General features: G+C 72.2%; 17 protein-coding genes. 7 read left to right on the forward strand and 10 right to left on the reverse strand.

Going from position 1 to position 18,554, the window contains the following annotated elements:
• Positions 1–72: 72 nt before the first annotated feature.
• Entirely contained in the window at positions 73–663 is a 591-nt protein-coding gene (locus ACFY1L_RS32850; protein WP_388832155.1) for a TetR/AcrR family transcriptional regulator, read from the forward strand.
• On the opposite strand, the gene ACFY1L_RS32855 is transcribed toward ACFY1L_RS32850, so the two are convergent.
• The 5 genes from ACFY1L_RS32855 to ACFY1L_RS32875 form a co-directional block, all read right to left on the reverse strand.
• On the reverse strand, positions 617–1,330 hold the full coding sequence (locus ACFY1L_RS32855) for an ATP-binding cassette domain-containing protein (protein WP_388832158.1): 714 nt from the start codon (positions 1,328–1,330) through the stop codon (positions 617–619). The two genes, ACFY1L_RS32850 and ACFY1L_RS32855, sit on opposite strands and share 47 nt — an antisense overlap.
• The gene (locus tag ACFY1L_RS32860) at positions 1,327–2,277 is read right to left on the reverse strand and encodes an ABC transporter ATP-binding protein (RefSeq protein ID WP_388832160.1); all 951 of its coding nucleotides are present in this window, start codon (positions 2,275–2,277) and stop codon (positions 1,327–1,329) included. Before ACFY1L_RS32860 ends, ACFY1L_RS32855 begins: the two co-directional genes overlap by 4 nt.
• Positions 2,267–3,955 (reverse strand): ABC transporter permease subunit, encoded by a 1,689-nt coding sequence (locus ACFY1L_RS32865; RefSeq protein WP_388832163.1) that lies wholly within the window; start codon positions 3,953–3,955, stop codon positions 2,267–2,269. The genes ACFY1L_RS32860 and ACFY1L_RS32865 overlap by 11 nt, the downstream gene beginning before the upstream one ends.
• A 65-nt stretch (positions 3,956–4,020) precedes the next feature.
• Positions 4,021–5,499, reverse strand: coding sequence for an ABC transporter substrate-binding protein (locus ACFY1L_RS32870; RefSeq protein ID WP_388832166.1), 1,479 nt, complete (start codon positions 5,497–5,499; stop codon positions 4,021–4,023).
• Between the two features lie 71 nt (positions 5,500–5,570).
• Complete coding sequence (locus ACFY1L_RS32875; RefSeq protein WP_388832169.1) at positions 5,571–6,743, reverse strand: MFS transporter; 1,173 nt, start codon at positions 6,741–6,743, stop codon at positions 5,571–5,573.
• Between the two features lie 47 nt (positions 6,744–6,790).
• On the opposite strand from ACFY1L_RS32875, the gene ACFY1L_RS32880 reads away from it, so the two are divergent.
• Together ACFY1L_RS32880 and ACFY1L_RS32885 are read left to right on the forward strand one after the other, a co-directional pair.
• Complete coding sequence (locus tag ACFY1L_RS32880; RefSeq protein ID WP_388832172.1) at positions 6,791–8,206, forward strand: PLP-dependent aminotransferase family protein; 1,416 nt, start codon at positions 6,791–6,793, stop codon at positions 8,204–8,206.
• A gap of 66 nt (positions 8,207–8,272) precedes the next feature.
• Positions 8,273–9,487, forward strand: coding sequence for an alpha/beta hydrolase family protein (locus ACFY1L_RS32885; protein ID WP_388832175.1), 1,215 nt, complete (start codon positions 8,273–8,275; stop codon positions 9,485–9,487).
• On the opposite strand, the gene ACFY1L_RS32890 is transcribed toward ACFY1L_RS32885, so the two are convergent.
• Complete coding sequence (locus ACFY1L_RS32890; protein WP_388832178.1) at positions 9,460–10,137, reverse strand: HAD family hydrolase; 678 nt, start codon at positions 10,135–10,137, stop codon at positions 9,460–9,462. The two genes, ACFY1L_RS32885 and ACFY1L_RS32890, sit on opposite strands and share 28 nt — an antisense overlap.
• Positions 10,138–10,167: 30 nt before the next feature.
• Positions 10,168–11,373, reverse strand: a complete 1,206-nt coding sequence (locus ACFY1L_RS32895; protein ID WP_388832748.1) for a PucR family transcriptional regulator — start codon at positions 11,371–11,373, stop codon at positions 10,168–10,170.
• 128 nt (positions 11,374–11,501) lie between these two features.
• Between ACFY1L_RS32895 and ACFY1L_RS32900 the strand changes: the two genes are divergently transcribed.
• From ACFY1L_RS32900 to ACFY1L_RS32910, 3 genes are read left to right on the forward strand one after another with little or no spacing between them, the layout of a single operon-like run.
• Positions 11,502–12,482 carry a proline dehydrogenase family protein gene (locus ACFY1L_RS32900; protein ID WP_388832181.1) on the forward strand — a complete coding sequence of 327 codons (981 nt, stop codon included), beginning with the start codon at positions 11,502–11,504 and terminating at the stop codon, positions 12,480–12,482.
• Between the two features lie 39 nt (positions 12,483–12,521).
• On the forward strand, positions 12,522–14,153 hold the full coding sequence (pruA, locus tag ACFY1L_RS32905) for an L-glutamate gamma-semialdehyde dehydrogenase (RefSeq protein ID WP_388832184.1): 1,632 nt from the start codon (positions 12,522–12,524) through the stop codon (positions 14,151–14,153).
• 25 nt (positions 14,154–14,178) lie between these two features.
• Entirely contained in the window at positions 14,179–15,051 is an 873-nt protein-coding gene (locus ACFY1L_RS32910) for an alpha/beta fold hydrolase (protein ID WP_388832187.1), read from the forward strand.
• Between the two features lie 13 nt (positions 15,052–15,064).
• On the opposite strand, the gene ACFY1L_RS32915 is transcribed toward ACFY1L_RS32910, so the two are convergent.
• Complete coding sequence (locus ACFY1L_RS32915) at positions 15,065–15,271, reverse strand: DUF5988 family protein (protein ID WP_361274043.1); 207 nt, start codon at positions 15,269–15,271, stop codon at positions 15,065–15,067.
• A gap of 91 nt (positions 15,272–15,362) precedes the next feature.
• Positions 15,363–16,310, reverse strand: coding sequence for an NADP-dependent oxidoreductase (locus tag ACFY1L_RS32920; protein WP_388832191.1), 948 nt, complete (start codon positions 16,308–16,310; stop codon positions 15,363–15,365).
• A gap of 358 nt (positions 16,311–16,668) precedes the next feature.
• Between ACFY1L_RS32920 and ACFY1L_RS32925 the strand changes: the two genes are divergently transcribed.
• Entirely contained in the window at positions 16,669–16,800 is a 132-nt protein-coding gene (locus tag ACFY1L_RS32925; RefSeq protein WP_020138683.1) for a hypothetical protein, read from the forward strand.
• 54 nt (positions 16,801–16,854) lie between these two features.
• On the opposite strand, the gene ACFY1L_RS32930 is transcribed toward ACFY1L_RS32925, so the two are convergent.
• On the reverse strand, positions 16,855–18,429 hold the full coding sequence (locus ACFY1L_RS32930; RefSeq protein ID WP_388832194.1) for a purple acid phosphatase family protein: 1,575 nt from the start codon (positions 18,427–18,429) through the stop codon (positions 16,855–16,857).
• Positions 18,430–18,554 lie beyond the last annotated feature (125 nt).

An 18,554-nucleotide genomic window follows, 5' to 3' on the forward strand; every position in this document is an offset into this window, starting at 1 on the left:
ACGCTTGTCTAGAACGTTTGTATAAGTCATACGTATAGGACGGTTGTATGGATCGGGGGTAGGGTGGCGGGCATGGGACACCGTGAGGATCTGCTCGAAGGCGCCAAGCGCTGCCTGCTGGGGAAGGGGTTCGTGCGCACCACGGCGCGCGACATCGTCAAGGAGTCGGGGACCAACCTGGCCTCGATCGGCTACCACTACGGGTCGAAGGACGCACTGCTGGTGCAGGCCTACGTATCGCTGATCGAGGGCCTCGGCGACAGCTTCGACCCCGGCTGGGGCGTGGGCGGTGAGGCCGACTCGGCCCCGGGGTCGCTGGAGCGCTTCCAGGAGGTGTGGGCGAACATCATCCGTTCCCTGCCCGAGGCCCGGGCCGTCTGGATGCTGAGTCTCGAGGTCATCATCCACTCGGACCGGCTGCAGGAGGTGCGCAAGCTGCTCGCCGAGGCGCAGGAACAGGGCCGCTCGGGGATCGTGCCGATGTTCAACGGCGTTCCTGAGGCCGAGCTCGACAAGGAGACCGTCGACTCGGAGGGCCGCTTCTACCAGACCATCCTCAACGGCCTCATGGTCCAGTGGCTCTTCGACCCGGACACGGCGACCGATGCGGAGCAGCTCACCGAGGGGCTGCGGCGGGTGATCGCGGGGGCGCAGAAGGGCTGATGCGGCCGTCCCGCATCTCGAGCACGCGGTCCGCGAAGTGCCGTACCACCGCCCGGTCGTGGCAGATGAACAGGTATCCGAGGCCGAGCTCGTCCTGGAGGTCGGCCAGCAGGTTCAGTACGCCGGCCCGGACGGACGGGTCCAGGGCGGACACCGGTTCGTCGAGGACCAGCAGGCGCGGGTCGGAGGCCAAGGCCCGGGCGATTCCCACGCGTTGGCACTGACCGCCGGAGAGCTCGTGCGGCCGGCGGTCTCCGTACGAGGGGTCCAGGCCGACCCGGTCGAGGAGTTCGGCCACCCGGGCCGGGCCGTCGGTGCCGTTCCAGCGGCCCTGGACCTTCAGGGGTTCGGCCACCGCGTCGCGGATGCGGTGGCGGGGGCTGAGGGAGCCGTAGGGGTCCTGGAAGACCGGCTGCATACGGGGGCGGAGAGGGCGGAGCTCGCGTTCGGGGAGTCGCGTCAACTCCCGTCCCTCGAAGTGGACTTCGCCCGCGTCCGGGCGGCGCAGGTGGAGCACCGCCAGTGCGGTGGACGACTTGCCGCAGCCGGACGGGCCGTTCAGGGCGAGGGTCTCGCCGGGGGCGAGGGAGAAGGACACGTGGTCCACGGCGGTCACTGTGCCGTATCGGACCACGAGGTCGCGGACGTCGAGCAGGGGTGTGCTCACGCCTCCTCCCGGTGATGGCAGGCGACCAGGCGGCCGTCCGCCCGCTGCGGCTCCGGCTCCTTGCGACGGCAGAGGTCCGTCGCGAGAGTGCAGCGCGGAGCGAAGGCGCAGCCCGGCGGGAGCGCGCCCGGGGCGGGTGGTGTGCCGGGGAGGGTGGGGAGGCGGCGGCCCCGGGCGTTCCGGGGCAGGGCGGCCAGCAGCCCCGCGGTGTACGGGGCGAGGGGCCGGGTCAACACCCGGTCCGCCGGGCCGAGTTCGGTGAGGCGTCCGGCGTACATGACCAGTGCGCGGTCCGCGTGGTGGCGTACGGCGTCGAGGTCGTGCGTGACCAGGACGAGCGCCGCGCCGACGGCCTCGCGCTGCTCGCCGAGGACCTTCAGCACCTGGTCCCGGCGTGCCTCGTCGAGCGCGGTGGTCGGCTCGTCGGCGACCAGGACGTCCGGTTCGTTGATCGTCGCCATGGCGATGACCGCCCGTTGCCGCATGCCGCCGGAGTACTCGTGCGGGTAGGCGCGTGCCCTGCGTACGGCGTCGGGGATGCCGACGCGTTCGAGCGCGGCGACGGCCCGGGCCCGGGCCTCCTTGCGGGGGACGCGGCTCACCGACCGTACGGCGGCGGCGAGTTGGTCGCCGACGGGGTGGACGGGGGAGAGGGCGGACAGGGCGTCCTGGGGGACGAGCGCGATACGGCGGCCGCGCTGGGCGGCGAGATCCGTGGAGCCCCGCAGCCGGATGCTCCCGCCGGTCGTCGCGCCCCGCGGCACCATCCCCAGCAGCGCCCGCGCGGTGAGGGACTTGCCGGCGCCCGACTCGCCGACGAGCGCCAGGACTTCGCCGGGGCGGACGTCGAAGGACAGGCCGCGTACGGCCTCGATGCCGTCGAAGGCGATGCGCAGATCGCGGACGGAGAGCAGCGGCTCCGCAGCCCCCGGTGCTTCAGACTCCAACGGGGGTCTCCTTCTTCATGACCGTGACGCGGGTGCCACGCCGTCCTTGCGCATACGCCGCCCCCGACACCGCCAGTCCCGCCAGCAGGGCCAGTGCCACCGCCGGGGCGAGGGCCGCCCACGGGGCCCGTTCCACGTAGGCGCGGGACTCGTCGAGCAGCAGGCCCCACTCGGGGGCGGGCGGCTGGGCGCCCAGGCCGAGGAAGCCGAGGGAGGCCAGGGCGAGGGCGATGCCGGGCAGGCGGAGGAGGGCGTGCCGGGCGACGGGAGCGGCGACGGACGGGAGGACATGCCTGGTCAGGATCCACAACGGCGATGCGCCGATGGCCCGTTGGGCGGTCAGGAAGGACGACGCGCGCACCTCCTGCACCAGCGCCGCCGCGTGTGCGGCCAACGGCGGCCAGGAGATCAGGGCGACCGCGAGGGCCGCGCCGCCGGTGCCCGGCCCGGCGGCCGCCGCGACCAGGATGCCCACGATCACCGGGGGCAGCGCGTTGGCGATGTCGGCCGCGCCCGCCGCGACGGCGGGCAGGAAACCGAGCGCCAGCGCGAGCAGCAGACTCAGCAGGCATACGGCGGCTGCCGTGCCGACCGTCGGGGCGGCCCCGTGCCCGAGCCGGGCGAGGACGTCGCGGCCGAGGCCGTCGGTGCCGAGGGGGTGGGACCAGGAGGGGGCTGCCAGCCTGGCTGTGGTGTGTACGGCATACGGGTCGCGCAGCAGGCCCCGGCCGATCGTCACGGCGAGTGCTGTGAACAGGGTCAACGGGATCGCCGGGTGTGTACGGACCGGACGGGCCGGCGGCAGGTTGAGCGAGGCGTCACGCAGCGCCGGTCCCAGCAGCCGACGCCGTGTGAACGCCGCCGCCGCGCCCGTGACCAGCCCGAGCAGCAGCAGTGCGAGCACCGCGCCCTGCAGCAGCGGCAGGTCCTGCGACTTGGCCGCGCCCAGCGCCGTACGCCCGATGCCCGGCACGGCGAACACGGTCTCCACCGCGACCGCGCCACCGGTCAGGCCGACGGCGACCATCCCGAACTGCGGGACCAGCGGCGGCAGTACGCGCCGAAGCGCGGCAGCCGCGACACGCGCACGGCTTACGCCCGCTCCCCGCCACAGCTCCACCCACCGCTCGTCCAGCACGGCCGGAAGCGCGTCCGCGACGAGTCGGCCGAGCAGTCCGCCCGCCGGGATGCCGAGGGCGAGGGCGGGCAGCACCAGGTACTCGGGTCCCTGCCAGCCCGACGTCGGCAGCCATCGCAGCCACACCCCGCACACCAGCAACGCCACGGTGGCCAGCAGGAATTCGGGTACGGCGGCGAGCATCGCGGCCCATGCCCCGGCCGAGGCCCGCCCCCGTGCCGGCACCGGCGCCACCAGCGCGCACGCCAGCAGCACCGCCACCCCGAAGGCCGCGCCCATCAGCGTCAGCGACACCTGGAGCCCGGCGACGACGGACGGCAGGACGTCCGTGCCCGACACCCAGGAGGTGCCGAGATCGCCGTGCAGCAGGCCGCCGGCCCAACTCCCCAGCAGGGAAAGGGGGCCCGCGCCCAGGCCCAGGTCATGGCGGATCGCGTCCAGGGCCTCCTGTGTGGGCTCCTGCTCGGCGGAGCGGGCGCGCAGGACCGTGAGCGCGGGGTCCTTGCCGGAGAGCCAGGGCAGGAGGCCCACTGTGGCCACGACGGCGACGAGACAGAGAGCGCGGGTCGCCCCGGCGCGGGTCGGCAATCCCCTTCTGCGGACGCTCACTTGACGTAGGTGCCCGCCGTGACCAGCTCCCGCTCGCGCGGGTCGTGGGCGGCGCCGACCACTGCGGCGGCATCGCCCTGGATCACACGCTCGTGGAGCATCGGCACGGCGGCGTCGGTGGCGAGCACGGCGGTCTCGGCCGCGACGACGGCCTTGCGCCGGGCCTCGCCGGTCGCGGTCCCGCCCGCCTTGTGCAGCGCCTTGTCCACGGTCCTGTCCGTGAGCTGGGAGATGTTGAAGGAGCCGTCGGAGGCGAAGTCGCTGTACAGGTACGCGGCCGGGTCGCCGGAGTCGAGGACCGTCGCGCGGGAGAGGACGAACGCGTCGAACTCGCCCGCCAGCGCGTCGGATTCGATGTTCGCGTACTCGCGGACGTCCAGCTTCACCTTGAACCCGGCCTTCTGCAGCTGCTGTTGCAGTGCGGCCGCGACCTCGGGCAGTTCGGCGCGGTCGGTGAAGGTGCCGATGGTGACGGCCTTGCCGGCCGGGTCGCCCGCCTTCGCGTGGGACACCGGCTTGCGCAGCCCGGCCGCCCAGGGCAGCGCGGGCCCCAGCAGCCCCTCGGCGACGTCGGCGCGGCCCTCGTACACGCCCTTCACGATCGACTCGGCGTCGACGGCCTCGCGGGCGGCGGCCCGCAGGGAGGCGTCTTTGAAGGGGCCCTTCGCCGTGTTGAGGTACAGCGTGTTCGTGCGCGGCATCGGGACCTCGGTGATCAGGTCCTCGTCGAGCAGCGCGGCCTGCGAGACGGGCACCGCCTCGACGATGTCGGCCTCGCCGCTGCGCAGCGCCGCGGCGCGGGCGGTGCCGTCGGGCACGAACTTCACGTCGATTCCGGGGGACTTGGCCCTGCCGTCCCAGTAGGCGTCGTAGCGGTCGAGGGTGGCGGAGGAGGTGCCGTCGACGGATACGAGCTCGAAGGGCCCCGTGCCCGCGCCGACCGGGTTCACCGTCTTCCCGCGGTACGCCTTCGCCGCGAGGATCGACAGCTGCGGCGAGCTGAGCCGCTGTGGGACGAGTGGGTCCTCGTCGGCCGTCGTGACGACGACGGTGTCTCCGTGCGCCTCGGTGGTCAGCTCCACGCCGTCGAGAATGCGGGGCTTGGGGGAGGCGGTCGCCGCCTCGGTGAGGGAGCGGACGACGGCCTCGGCGTCGAGCTCCGTGCCGTCGTGGAAGGTGACTCCGTGACGTATCTCGAAGGTCCAACTCCGGCCGGACTGGGTCCACTTGGTGGCGAGCGCGGGTTCGGCGTCGCCGTCCGCGTCCAGCTTCACCAGGGTCTCGGCGGTCGACCAGCGCGACAGCTTGAAGGCGTCGTCGGAGAGAGGCGACAGCCCCGAGCGCGGGGGCTGCATCATCGCGAGGCGGATGCGCTTGCCGTCACCGCCCTCCTCGGCGGGCGTTCCCGAGAAGCAGCCGGTGAGCAGGGTGGACGCCACGGCGGCCGAGAACAGGTGACGGGCGGGCAGGCGCACGGAACCCTCCGGGTAAAGGGGTGGTCAAGGGCAGGCGCCGACGTTAGCATGATGATAATCGTTTTCAATAATCAGTGGCTGCGGTCACGCAGGGCCGGGACCAGCGCGCCCAGCATCAGCGCCGCCGTCACCGCGAACGCCCACGGATAGCCGGTCAGGCCCGCCAGGACGCCGAAGCCCGCTGCGCCGACGCCCATGCCGCCGTCGTAGGCGAGGTTCCACAGGGCGCTGACCGTGCCGTACGACGAGGCGGAGACCCGGGCGTACATCAGCGTGAGCGTGGCGTTCTGGGCGATGCCGAAGCCGGCGCCGAACAGGGCGGTGCCCGCGACGACGGCGACCGGGCTGCCGGTCGCGGCGGTGACCAGTACGCCCGCCGCCGACAGGAACAGGCCGGGCAGGACGAGCCGGGCGCTGCCGTGCCGGTCGCCGTACCGGCCCGCCAGCCAGCGGGTCACGGTCGAGGCGGCGGGCTGCACGAACAGGGCCACCGCGACGACCGGGGCGGACGCCGGCGGGACGGCCAGCGGCAGGAAGGTGACCAGGATTCCGGCGGCCGTGGCGGTGGCGGCGAAGACGAGGACGGGACGCAGCAGGGCGCCCGTGCGCAGCCCGCGGACCACACCCACCGACCCCTCCGACTCCGGTTGCCGGTCCGGCAGTCCGAGCACCGGGACGATCGCGGCCAGCGCCGCCGCACCGCCGATCACGGCGACCGTCCCGTACCCCGCGTGCCCGGCGAGCCACAGGCCCAGCGGCAGGGCGACCAGCGACGGCACTCCGGAGACCACGCCCACCACGGCCAGGCCCTCGCCGCGTCGCTCCGCCGGGATCAGGGACGCGGTCAGGGCGCCGCCCGCGACGATCGTGAGCGCGAAGCCCAGGCCGCGCACCAGACACACCGCCACGATCCACGCCATGCTCCCCGAGGCCGTCAGCACCACGGCCGGGGCGCCGAGCAGGAACAGGCCGGCCATCAGGGTCACCCGGTATCCGAAGCGCGCGACGAGCCGGGGAGTGACCAGTTCGCCGAGAACCGTGGCGAGCATCAGGGAGCCGGTGGCCAGACCCGCACCGCTCCCGCCGCCCGCCTCGGCGGCGTAGGCGGGCACCACCGACAGCAACAGGAAGAAGCTGACACTCGCGCCGATCAGGCTCACGAAGCGCAGCAGCAGGGGCCGGGTCAGCAGGGGCGGCCGGGCGGTCGAAGGGGCGGTCGGCCGAAGGGCGTCGGAAGTCGTCATGCATACGACGCTAGGGAGCGACCGGCTCCCCGCTAAGCTCCAATTCCATGCCTGTGCAGTGGGCCGGTTTGTCACCCGAGCTGCTTCTGACCGTCGACCGGGACGGCGGGGAGCGGCTTTGCGCGCAGCTCGAGCGGCAGCTGCGCGACGCGATCCGCTCGGGTCGGCTGCAGGCCGGCGAACGCCTCCCGTCCTCCCGCGAACTCGCCCGCGTCCTCGGTCTGTCCCGGGGGCTCGTCCAGGACTGCTACGCCCAGCTCCAGGCCGAGGGCTACCTCGTCACCCGCGTCGGCTCGGCCACCCGCGTCGCGGACTGCGCCCAGGTGGAGTCCGTCCCCGCGGCGCCCGCGCCCGACGCCGGCCCCCGCATGATCGCCGACTTCCGGCACGGCGTCCCGGACCTGACGTCGTTCCCGATCGCCGACTGGCTGTGGGCGACCAGGGAGGCGGCCCGCACCATGCCGACCGCCGACCTCGACTACGGTGATTCGCGGGGCAGTTCGGCCCTGCGCGAGGTCGTCGCCGGATACCTGCGGCGCGTGCGCGGCGCCGCCGCCGATCCCGCCCGTACCGTCGTCTGCTCCGGCTACGCACAGGGCCTCGGCCTCGCCCTGCGCGCCCTCGCCGACTCCGGGGTGCGCGTGGTGGCGTACGAGGACCCGGGCGCCCCGGCCACCGCGACGGCGGCCGCCAAGGCGGCGGGCCTGACGGCCGTACCCGTCCCGGTCGACGAAGCGGGCCTCGACGTACGGCAGTTGGAGGCGACCGGTGCCCGGGCGGTGATCGTGACCCCGGCGCACCAGTGGCCGACGGGTGTGGTGCTCGCGCCCGAACGCCGGCACGCCCTGACCGAGTGGGCGGCGCGCCGGGACGCGTACGTCATCGAGGACGACTACGACGCCGAGTTCCGCTACGACCGCGAACCGGTGGGTTCCCTCCAGGGCTTGGCCGCCGACCGGGTGATCTCCATCGGCACGGTCAGCAAGTCCCTGGCCCCCGCCCTGCGCCTGGGCTGGCTGCTGTGCCCTCCGGTACTCGCCGAACCCCTCACCGGCCTCAAACGCATCGCCGACCGCGGCTCACCTGCCCTCGACCAGCTCGCCCTCGCCCGTCTGATCGAGTCCGGCCGCTACGACCGCCATCTGCGCCGTATGCGCACGACGTACGCGACCCGCCGTACGGCCCTTGTCTCCGCCCTGTCCCGACACGCCCCGTCCGTACGGCTGTCGGGTCTGGCGGCGGGGTTCCACGCGGTGGCGCACCTGCCGTCCGGGACCGACGAGGGGGTCGTGGTGACGGAGTCCCGCGCTCGTGGAGTCGGCCTGTACGGAATGAGCGCCTGCCGCTCCTCGGGAGTCGCCTCTCCGCCCCAACTCGTCCTGGGATTCGGCGATCTGACGGAGCGTGCGATCATCGAAGGGGTCGAGGCGGTCGGCGATCTGCTCCTGGGCGCCGGTTCCTGAGACACCTCGGGCACCTCGAGGCCTCGACGGACGGTTCTCCAGGACGCGGGGGTTCTGATGAGCGGAATGGCAAGAAGATCGTTACTCGCGGCGGCCGGGGCGGCGGGCCTCGTGGCGGGCACCGGGCGGACCGCGTGGGCGGGGACCGGGCAGCGGGCGGAGCGGATACGGCTGACGCTGCCGGGGCCGACGGGACCGTCGCCGGTCGGCACGACGGAGCTGCACCTCGTCGACTCCTCGCGCCGGGACCCGTGGACGTCGGCCGCCGCGCCACGCGAACTGATGGTCAGCCTCTGGTACCCGACGTCCGATGCGTACGGCCGACCGCGTGCGCCCTGGCTGCCGCCCGGGGCGGAGGCGGTGTGGAAGCGGCAGGTCGCGCAGCAGGTGCGGACTTCCCTGGACGACGTCGACCTTCCCGTGACCCACGCCGCCGTGGACGCCCCGGTCGCGGCCGGTCACCGCGGCCGTCCGGTCGTGCTGTTCTCCGCGGGATACGGCTCGGTCCGTGCGCTCGGCACCGCCCTGGTCGAGGACCTCGCCGGCCATGGCTTTGTGGTCGTCGCCGTCGACCACACCTACGAGGCCCCGGTCGTGGAGTTCCCCGGCGGCCGCCTGGAGCTGAGCAGGCAGCCGGCCGACGCGTCCGATGACGACATCCTCAAGGCACTGGGAGTGCGCCAGGACGACATCCGGTTCGTGCTGGACACGCTGGTGCAGCTGAACGCCGGGCGGAACCCCGACGCCGGGCACCGTCCGCTGCCCCGGTGCCTGCGCGGAAGCCTCGACCTGTCCCGCATCGGCATGTTCGGGCACTCGCTCGGCGGCGACACGACGGCCGAGGTCATGGTGCGGGACCGCCGCATCCGCGTCGGCGTCAACCTGGACGGAGCCGTCCACGGGGCCGCCCGTACCGCCGGCCTCGACCGGCCCTTCCTGCTGATGGGCAGCGCGGTCCATGGCCGCGACACCGACGCCACCTGGGCCGACTTCTGGTCGCATCTGCGCGGCTGGCGCCTCGACCTGCGGCTGCGCGACTCGCGGCACATGACGTACACCGACCTGTCGCCCCTGGCCCAACAGCTGGAAAAGGCACTGCCGTTGGCACCCGAGGTGATCGCCTACCTGACCAACACCATCGGCACGATCGACGCCGACCGGGCCGTCACCGCCCAACGTGCCTACCTGGCCGCCTTCTTCGACCTCCATCTGCGCGGCCGGGACGGCCATCTGCTGTCCGGGCCGTCCGCGCGCTACCCCGAGATCGAGTTCGTACCGTAGCCGGGGACGTGACCGGTCACGTAGTCGATGGCCGATGCGGCGTCGGTGGCGGTCTGTGTGGGTCGGTACGCCGTCTCGGCCCACGAGCGACCGCCCGAGACCCACACGCTGCGGGCGCCGATGCCGACGGCGCCCTGGATGTCGGCGTGCGGTGAGTCGCCGATCAGCCAGGCGCCGTCGAGGGATGCTCCGACGGTGGTTGCTGCCGCCTCGAAGATCTGCCGTGCGGGCTTCTTGTGGCCGACCGCCTCGGAGACCACCCATCCGTGCACGAGGCTGTCCAGGCCGGTGTTGCGGATCTTCGTCTCCTGCTGGACGACCCGGCCGTTGGTGACGATCACGCAGGTCCAGCCGTCGGCGCGGGCCCTGTCGAGAGCGCGTCGGGTGGGCTCGGGCAGGGTGACGCGTTCGGCGGCGCCGTGATCGAGGAACCTGCGTACGGCGGAGACGGGGACCGCCTGGCCGTAGCGGTCGGTCATGGCCCCGGCGACCTCCCGCCGTGGCGCGTAGCCGCTCGCGTCGAGGGTGAGCAGCCAGGCGAGGTCATCGGCGGGCAGGGCGTGCTCGGCGAGGAAGGCGGCCGCCGCTGCACCGAAGGCGGTGTCCCGGTCCACCAGAGTGTTGTCGAGGTCGATCATCAGCAGCGGCATGACCGCAGTCGATCACCGGCAGCCGCATGCCTACAACCGCGCCCCCTTCAAGGCCATGTGCAGCAGCAGCCGGTCCTCGCCGTCGTCCAGGTCCAGGCCGGTGAGCTGCTCGACGCGGGAGAGGCGGTAGTAGAGGGTCTGGCGGTGGATGCCCAACTCCGCGGCGGTGCGGCCCGCTTGGCCCGCGCAGTCCAGGTAGACCTCGGCCGTACGGGCGAGTTCGCGGTGGGCGGGGGCCAACAGGGCGTGTACGACGGGGTCCTGGGCCGTCTCCGGGGGCATCGCGGTCAGCAGGCGGAACGGGCCGATGTGCGCCCACTCGGCGACCGGGCCCAGCCTTGGCTCGGCGAGCGCGGCACGGGCCGCCGCGGAGGCCTCCCGCCAGGCGGTCCCCAGCTCGGCGAGCCCCACCCGCGCCGAGGCGATACCGGCGGCTGCCGTCCCGGCCCCCGCCCGCTCCAGCAGCCGTCCCGCCGCCGAGGTCGCCGGTGTCAGCACGTCCGCCGAGCGCAGCCGGACCAGCAGCGCCAGGGAGTGGGACGTCGCACCCCACGGCACCGTGCACAACGCCGTCGCGCCCGGCACCGTACGCACCGACGGGGCGTCCTCCGGGTCGGCGGTGGGCCACGGGGCCACGCACACCACCGTGTGGACGCCGTCCGCGCGCGCACCCAGTGCCGTGCGCAGTTCCGTCACCGCCATGTCGTGCTGCCAGTCCCGCTCGGCGACCAGCACGGCCCTCAGTTCCCGGCTCAGATCCGCCCCGTGCTGGGCCTCGTCCGCGAGCAGCGCGCCGATGCGGACCGTCACCTCCATCGCCGCGGTCAGCTGCCGCTCGGTCGGGCCCGGGTCGGAGTCCAGCAGCCAGACGTAGCCCAGGACCACACCCCTGTGGCGTACGGGGAGACAGATCCGTCCCCGGTAGACCCCGGCCTCCGGCGTGGGCGGGATACGGACCGGGCCCGTCGCCCGCGTGATGCCGAAGCCCTCGAACCACGTACGGACCGCCCTCGTCGAGCGCCGGGTCAGGATCGAGCGGGTGCGCACCGGGTCCAGCGCCGACGTGTCGAGGTCGCCCTCACTGTCGTACGCACCGAAGGCGATCAGCTCGAAGTCACGGTTCTCCAGGGTCGCCGGCGCGCCCAGGAGCTCCGAGATCTCGTCGACCAGCTCCTGGTAGTCACCCACGCTTCTAAAAGGCCCAGCTTCGGACGTCACTCGGGCATTCTGCCGCAAAGTTCCGGCCACTTCATACATCTGTCTGAGATCTGCGGCACGGATGCGTGACAGCTGTCGATGGCTGAGGATCGGAGGGATCCTTAGGTTTCACGGTGGTTCTATCTGCTGGTTTGTGGAGGTGCCCCGTGCTGGGTCCCGTGATTCTTGCCGCGTCGCGCAGCGACCGGATGCGACGCCTGATCTCGGCGGCCCCGGTGACCAGGCAGGTCGTCGACCGCTTCATCCCCGGCGAGACCGTCGACGACATCGTGCCGATCATCGAGGACCTCACCGACCGGGGCCTCGAGCTGACGATGGACGTCGTCGGCGAGGACATCACCACCCCCGAGCAGGCCGGCGCCGCCCGCGACGCCTACCTGGCGCTGATCGACAGGCTCAAGCAGCAGGCGCTCGGCGAGCGGGTCGAGATGTCCGTCAAGCTGTCGATGTTCGGGCAGTCCCTCCCGTCGCCCACCACCGCCCTATTCGAAGGGCCCTCCGGGCCCGCCCCTACATTCCACGGCGGCCATGAGCTGGCCCTCGCGAACGTCCGGCCGGTCGTCGAGGCCGCCGCCGCCATCGGTACGACCGTCACGCTCGACGCCGAGGACCACACCACCCTCGACTCGATGTTCGCCATCCACGAGGAGCTGCGGAAGGACTTCCCGCAGACCGGCTGCGTCATCCAGGCGTACCTGTTCCGCACCGAGGCCGACGCCCGCCGGCTCGCCGAGGCCGGCAGCCGGGTGCGGCTGGTGAAGGGGGCGTACAAGGAGCCCGCCGAGGTCGCTTACCAGCAGAAGCACGAGATCGACAAGGCGTACGTCCGCGTCCTGAGGACTCTCATGGAGGGCGAGGGGTATCCGATGATCGGGTCCCACGACCCGCGCCTGATCTCCATCGCCCAGGAGCTCGCGCGCAAGGCCGGGCGCAAGCTCGACGAGTACGAGTTCCAGATGCTCTACGGCATCAGGAGCGACGAGCACCTGCGACTGGCCGCCGAGGGCCACCGCATGCGCGTCTACACCGCCTACGGCACCGACTGGTACGGCTACTTCATGCGGCGCCTGGCGGAGAAGCCGGCGAACCTGCGCTTCTTCGTGCGCAGCATGATCAGCAAGGGCTGAACCCGAACACCCGCTCAAGTTCAAGGAGTTACGGATCTCATGGACGCTGTGACCCAGGTCCCCACCCCCGTCAACGAGCCGGTGCACGGCTATGCCCCCGGTTCGCCCGAGCGCGCCCGGCTCGAAGCCAAGCTGAAGGAGCTGGCCGAGAACCCGGTCGACCTGCCGATGACCATCGGCGGCGAGAAGCGGATGGGCGGCGGCGAGCGGTTCGACGTCGTGCAGCCGCACAACCACAAGGCCCGCCTGGGCACTTACGCCAACGCGACCCAGCAGGACGCGCAGGACGCCATCGACGCGGCCCTCGCCGCCGCGCCCGCCTGGCGTGCGATGTCCTTCGACGACCGCGCCGCGATCATCCTGCGCGCGGCCGAGCTGCTGTCCGGCCCGTGGCGCGAGACGCTCGCCGCGTCCACCATGCTCGGCCAGTCGAAGACCGCCCAGCAGGCCGAGATCGACTGTCCCTGCGAGCTGATCGACTTCTGGCGCTTCAACGTCGCCTACGCCCGCCAGATCCTCGCCGAGCAGCCCCCGGCCAACTCCCCGGGTGTCTGGAACCGCCTGGACCACCGCCCGCTGGAGGGCTTCGTCTACGCGATCACGCCGTTCAACTTCTCGGCCATCGCGGGCAATCTGCCCACCGCGCCCGCGCTCATGGGCAACGTGGTGGTGTGGAAGCCGTCGCCGACCCAGACCCACGCGGCCGTCCTCCTGATGCAGCTGCTGGAGGAGGCAGGGCTCCCCAAGGGCGTCATCAACCTCGTCACCGGCGACGGCATCGAGGTCTCCAAGGTGGCCCTGGAGCACCGGGACCTGGCCGGCATCCACTTCACCGGCTCGACCAAGACCTTCCAGTACCTGTGGAAGACGGTCGGCAGCAACATCGAGAAGTACCGCTCCTACCCGCGACTGGTCGGCGAGACCGGCGGCAAGGACTTCCTGGTCGCCCATCCGAGCGCCGACCGCGCCGTCCTGAAGACGGCCCTGACCCGCGGTGCCTTCGAGTACCAGGGCCAGAAGTGCAGCGCGACCTCCCGCGCCTACATCCCGGCGTCCATCTGGAACTCCGGCTTCAAGGAGGAGTTCGCCGCCGAGGTCGACTACCTCACCATGGGCGACGTCACCGACCTCTCCAACTTCATCGGCGCCGTCATCGACGACCGCTCCTTCGCCAAGAACAAGGCCGCGATCGACCGCGCCAAGCAGGACCCGGCGTGCACGATCGTCGCGGGCGGCTCCTACGACGACTCGGTCGGCTACTTCGTCCGCCCGACCGTCGTCGAGTGCAGCGACCCGGAGAACGAGGTCTTCCGCACCGAGTACTTCGGCCCGTTCCTCGCCGTGCACGTCTACGAGGACGACAAGTACGAGGAGATGCTGACCCAGATGGAGTCGGTCTCCGACTACGCGCTCACCGGCTCGGTCGTCTCGGGCGACCGCGCCGCGGCGGCGTACACGATGGAGAAGCTGCGTTACGCGGCCGGCAACTTCTACATCAACGACAAGTCGACCGGCGCCGTCGTCGGCCAGCAGCCCTTCGGCGGCGGCCGCGCCTCCGGCACCAACGACAAGGCCGGTGCCCCGCAGAACCTGATGCGCTGGACCCTGACCCGCGCCATCAAGGAGACGCTGGTCCCGCCGACCGACTACACCTACCCGCACATGGGCTGACACATCATCAGGGCACACTGCCCTCATGACCATGACGGAGAACGAGCCCCCGACCGTGGTGGCCGACGACGGTGTACGTCTGTGGGCCGCACGGTCGGGCGGGGGCGACCCCCTGGTGCTGTGCCACGGCGGGCCCGGCCTCTGGGACTACTTCGAGGACCTGGCGGAGCTGCTGGCCGACCTGGCCCCGGTCGTCCGCTGGGACCAGCGCGGGTGCGGGCGTTCGGAGCGGTCCGTCGCCGGGCCGTGGACGAGCGAGCGGTTCGTCGCCGATCTCGACGCCGTACGACGGCACTTCGGGCTGGAGCGGATGCGGCTGCTCGGCCACTCCTGGGGCGCGTATCTCGCGCTGAGCTATGCGCTGGCGCACCCGGAGCGGGTGAGCGGGCTGGTGTACGTGGCCGGTACGGGCATCGGTCCCGACTCCGACTGGCACCCCGCCTTCGAGGCCAACCTCCTGTCCCGGCTCGGCGAGCACCCCGAACGCCTCGCCCGCTGGCGGGAGTTGGCGGACCGGCCCGTGCGATCCGAGACGGACGACCGGGAATGGGCGGTGCTCCAGTGGTCGGCCGAGCTGGAGGACCGCGAGCGGGCGCAGGAGCGCGCCGGGCGGATGGCCGACCCGTGGTTCGGGGTCAACCACGAGTGCAGCAGGGCCATCGAGGAGGAGCGCAGGCGCCGGTGCGGCACACCCGGGCTGTACGACGCCTGCCGGGCCCTCGACCTGCCCGTACTGATCGTCGACGGGGCCCGCGACATCCGGCCGCGCTCCGCCGTGGACTCCCTGGAACGCACCTTGCCCCGCGTCCGCCGGGTGATCCTGCCGGACGCGGGGCACATGGTGTGGACGGACGACCCGAAGGGCTTCCGGGAGGCGCTGGCGACCGCGCTGCGGTGAGCCAGGGCCTGCCCTAGCCGGGCATCTCCGTCCGCTCCCACCACTCGTAGACGGGGAGCTTCCCCTCGGGCGTCTCCGTCAGACGGGGGGTCGGCCTGAAGTGTTCGTAGCCGTTGCGGAGCTCGATCTTCAGATCCGCCCCGGAGGTGGGGACCTGGACGATCCGATCGGGGAGGTCGGCCGGACCGCCCTCGAGGAATGCCTTGAATTTGTCGCTCATGGCCTCACTGTTCCCGTTCGCCGGATTTCGGTGTCGCGCGCCGCGCGGAGGATCAGTCGTGTGGGCGATCCGGCCCACTGCCCGGTAGGAGTCAGTCGGGGAGCACGAGCACCAGCTTGCCCTTCGCGTGCCCCGCCTCGCCCAGCTCATGGGCCTTGGCCGCCTCGGCGAAGGGCAGGGCCGCCTCGACGTGGATGCGGACCCGGCCGCCCGCCAGCAGGGCGGCGATCTTCTCGAGCCGTTCGCCCGAGGGCTCCGCCTGGACCACCGCGAAGCGCATGCCGCGGGCCTCCACCTCCTCCGGGGTGAGGCCCAGGTCGCCGGGGATCGCGGAGATCAGCAGGCCGCCGGGGCGGAGGGTGTTCAGGGTGCGCGGGCCGTAGTCGCCGCCGATCAGATCGAGGGCCACGTCGATGTCGTGCACGGCGTCGGTGAAGTCGACGGCCGTGTAGTCGACGAGCTCGTCGGCGCCGAGGCCGCGCAGGAAGTCGTGACGGTCGGCGCGGGCGGTGGCGACGACGAACGCGCCCTCCGCCTTGGCGAGCTGCACCGCAGCATGGCCCACGCCGCCCGCCGCGGCATGGATCAACACCCGGGTGCCCGGGCCGACTCGGGCGATGTCGATCAGGGCCTGCCAGGCGGTGAGCGTGGCCGTCGGGGCGGCGGCCGCGTGGACGTGGTCGACGGTGGCGGGCTTCGCGGCGAAGTAGGCGGCGGGGGCGGCGACATGGGTGGCGTACGCGCCCGCGTCGACCTTGCCGAAGACCTCGTCGCCGGGGCGCAGCCGGGTGACGCCCTCGCCGACCGCCTCGACGACGCCGGAGAGGTCCCGGCCCAGCGTGAAGGGCGGTTCGCCGTAGAGCGGGGCCGTGCCCGAACGCACCAGCAGGTCGATCGCGTTGATCCCCGCGGCACGCACCCGCACCAGCACCTCGCCCGCCGCGGGCACGGGCAGCGGCCGCTCCTCGACCTCGAGCACCTCCGGACCGCCGAACCGGCGCTGGGTGATCACCTGGGTGCGGGGATGTTCCGTGGTCATCGGGTCTCCCTCCCGGATCCGGACCGGGCCGAGGCATACGGCCGCTTCCGTCCATCGTGACCCCGTCGCTCCCGCCCGTCATCGCCCAGCGCCGCTTTCCCCTGTCCCAACTCGAAACCCCAGCTCAGCGCCGTGTGCCCCCATCCGCCGTCTCAGATAGTAGGAAGTCCGAGTAATTGTGGAGACAGACCGGCGCTCCTCGCTTAGTTTTGTAGAAGCCGAACGTCTCGCTCGACCAAGCGAATGGCGGTCGTGAGCCGGGCCCATTGCAGGCAACCCCTGCGGCACCGCTCCCCGCCCCACCCGGCGTCTCGTAACCCCCTTGTGCACTCCAGGATTTCGAAGGAGTCGATTTCCCATGGCCGAGACGACCGCACGCCGCCGAGTCCGTCACATCTCCCGTACGAGCGATTCCGACCGCAAGAACGCCGCGGCCGCCCTGCAGCGCGCCCTCGACCGCCGGGACAACGGCGGTTCGACCGGCCACTGAACCGGGCATCACAGATAAGCCGGGAGCCGCACCCGCACGGGGTGCGGCGCGGACTCACGTGCCGCGCCGCACCTCGAAGTGGTCGATGCGCTCGCCGCTCTGCGCCAGCGCCGACACCCTGAGGACCGGCCGCGTGCCGCTCTCCGCCTCCACCGCGAGGAGGGAGAAGCCCCGGTAGCGCACCCGCGACCACTCCACGGTCTCCGCCGCGGAGGCCTTCGACTTCGTCCAGTGGAAGCTGTCGATGGAGTCGTGGTGCGTGACGTGCCCCTCGTAGCTCTCCTTCACGCCCGACGGGAAGCCGTACAGATCACGGCCGCCGCCGCCCGCGGTGACGTACACGATCCCGTCCTTCGTCGGGTCCGTCGACGCCCCGATGGGGACCGACCTGCCGACCTCGCCGCCCTTGACGGCGTCGGTCCGCTCGTAGACGTGGTTGTGGCCGTTGATCACCAGGTCCACCTGGTGCCTGGCGAACACCGGCAGCCACTCCGCCCGCACCCCGCCGTCGGAGGCGTGCGAGGAGGTCGAGTAGGCGCAGTGGTGGAAGAAGACGACGACGAAGTCGACCGTCTTCGACGCCCGCAGTTCGCCCAGCTTCTCGTCCAGCCACTTGGTCTGCCGGCCGCCGCTGTGGCCGAGGTTGGCGGGGATCTCGTACGACACGTCGTTCGCGTCCAGCGCCACGAAGCCGACGTTGCCGTAGGTGAACGCGTACACCCCGGGAGCCGTGCGGGCGTCGAAGCCGCTGTCCGGGAGGGAGAAGCGGGCCAGCTGGCCGCCGTAGCCCTCGGGCGAGTACCAGGCCTCCATGTCGTGGTTGCCGGTGGTCACCATCCAGGGGACCGTCTTCGCGACCGACTCGTTCTGCTTGAGGAACAGGTCCCAGAAGCCCGGGTCGTAGCCGTCCGACTTCTGGCCGCGGCCGTTGGTGTCGGCGTAGCAGATGTCGCCCGCGTGGAGATGGAACGCGGGCTTCTGGCGCAGGATCACATCGTCGTTGGCGGCCGCGGCCTGGCTGACGCCCTGGTCGCCGAAGGCCGTGAACACGAACTTCTCCGGGCTCGCCGGCGCCGTGCGGAAGCTGCTGATCGTCGAGCGGTGCTTCGGCGAGGCCGGGTCGAAGCCGTCGTGGCCGACGCCGTAGTAGTACGTCGTGCCGGGGCGCAGGCCGTCCAGCGCCGCGTGGACGTAGTACTGCTCCAGCGCCGCGCGCACACCCGTCACTCCCGGGGTGTGCAGGTCGCGGATCTCGGCCTCGATCTTCCGGCTCAGGTCGTCGGGCTCGAGGCCGATGCGGACGTACGGCTTCTGCACGGCGAGCGGGACCTGCCAGGAGACGCGCATCTGCGTCTTCGGGTCGGCGCCGAAGGCGAGATGGCGGCCGAAGGGGGAGACCACCGAGCCGTGCACCTTCGAGGTCGCGGGCGAGGGGGCCGTCGTGCCCTGCGGTCCTTGTGCTCCCGAGCCGCTGCCGCCGCAGCCGGTGAGCAGCCCGCCCGCCGCCACCGCGCCCGCCGTCACCAGCGTGCGGCGCCGCATGAGCTTGGTACGCAGGTACTCGTGCTGCTCGGCCATGCTCATGCGGCTTGCGAGCTGCGGCGGAATGCCGAAGTCGGGAATGTCCATGGTGGTGAAGTTCCCAGCGAATCCCAACGCCCGCCAGTCATACGGGTGAACGGGTGGCGTCCAGTTGACGCCCTCCGTCGTCACCCTGTCCGTATCGCGGACATGACGTGTCATCCCATGGGACG

Source organism: Streptomyces sp. NPDC001663 (genome assembly GCF_042893105.1).
GTDB lineage: Bacteria > Actinomycetota > Actinomycetes > Streptomycetales > Streptomycetaceae > Streptomyces.

Bases quoted from the DNA above. Each gene is read 5' to 3' on its own strand.
- ACFY1L_RS32850 (WP_388832155.1), top strand. From the start codon at position 73: ATGGGACACCGTGAGGATCTGCTCGAAGGCGCCAAGCGCTGCCTGCTG.
- ACFY1L_RS32875 (WP_388832169.1), bottom strand. From the start codon at position 6,743: ATGACGACTTCCGACGCCCTTCGGCCGACCGCCCCTTCGACCGCCCGG.
- ACFY1L_RS32880 (WP_388832172.1), top strand. From the start codon at position 6,791: ATGCCTGTGCAGTGGGCCGGTTTGTCACCCGAGCTGCTTCTGACCGTC.
- ACFY1L_RS32885 (WP_388832175.1), top strand. From the start codon at position 8,273: ATGGCAAGAAGATCGTTACTCGCGGCGGCCGGGGCGGCGGGCCTCGTG.
- ACFY1L_RS32890 (WP_388832178.1), bottom strand. From the start codon at position 10,137: ATGCCGCTGCTGATGATCGACCTCGACAACACTCTGGTGGACCGGGAC.
- pruA (WP_388832184.1), top strand. From the start codon at position 12,522: ATGGACGCTGTGACCCAGGTCCCCACCCCCGTCAACGAGCCGGTGCAC.
- ACFY1L_RS32910 (WP_388832187.1), top strand. From the start codon at position 14,179: ATGACCATGACGGAGAACGAGCCCCCGACCGTGGTGGCCGACGACGGT.
- ACFY1L_RS32915 (WP_361274043.1), bottom strand. From the start codon at position 15,271: ATGAGCGACAAATTCAAGGCATTCCTCGAGGGCGGTCCGGCCGACCTC.
- ACFY1L_RS32920 (WP_388832191.1), bottom strand. From the start codon at position 16,310: ATGACCACGGAACATCCCCGCACCCAGGTGATCACCCAGCGCCGGTTC.
- ACFY1L_RS32925 (WP_020138683.1), top strand. From the start codon at position 16,669: ATGGCCGAGACGACCGCACGCCGCCGAGTCCGTCACATCTCCCGTACG.
- ACFY1L_RS32930 (WP_388832194.1), bottom strand. From the start codon at position 18,429: ATGGACATTCCCGACTTCGGCATTCCGCCGCAGCTCGCAAGCCGCATG.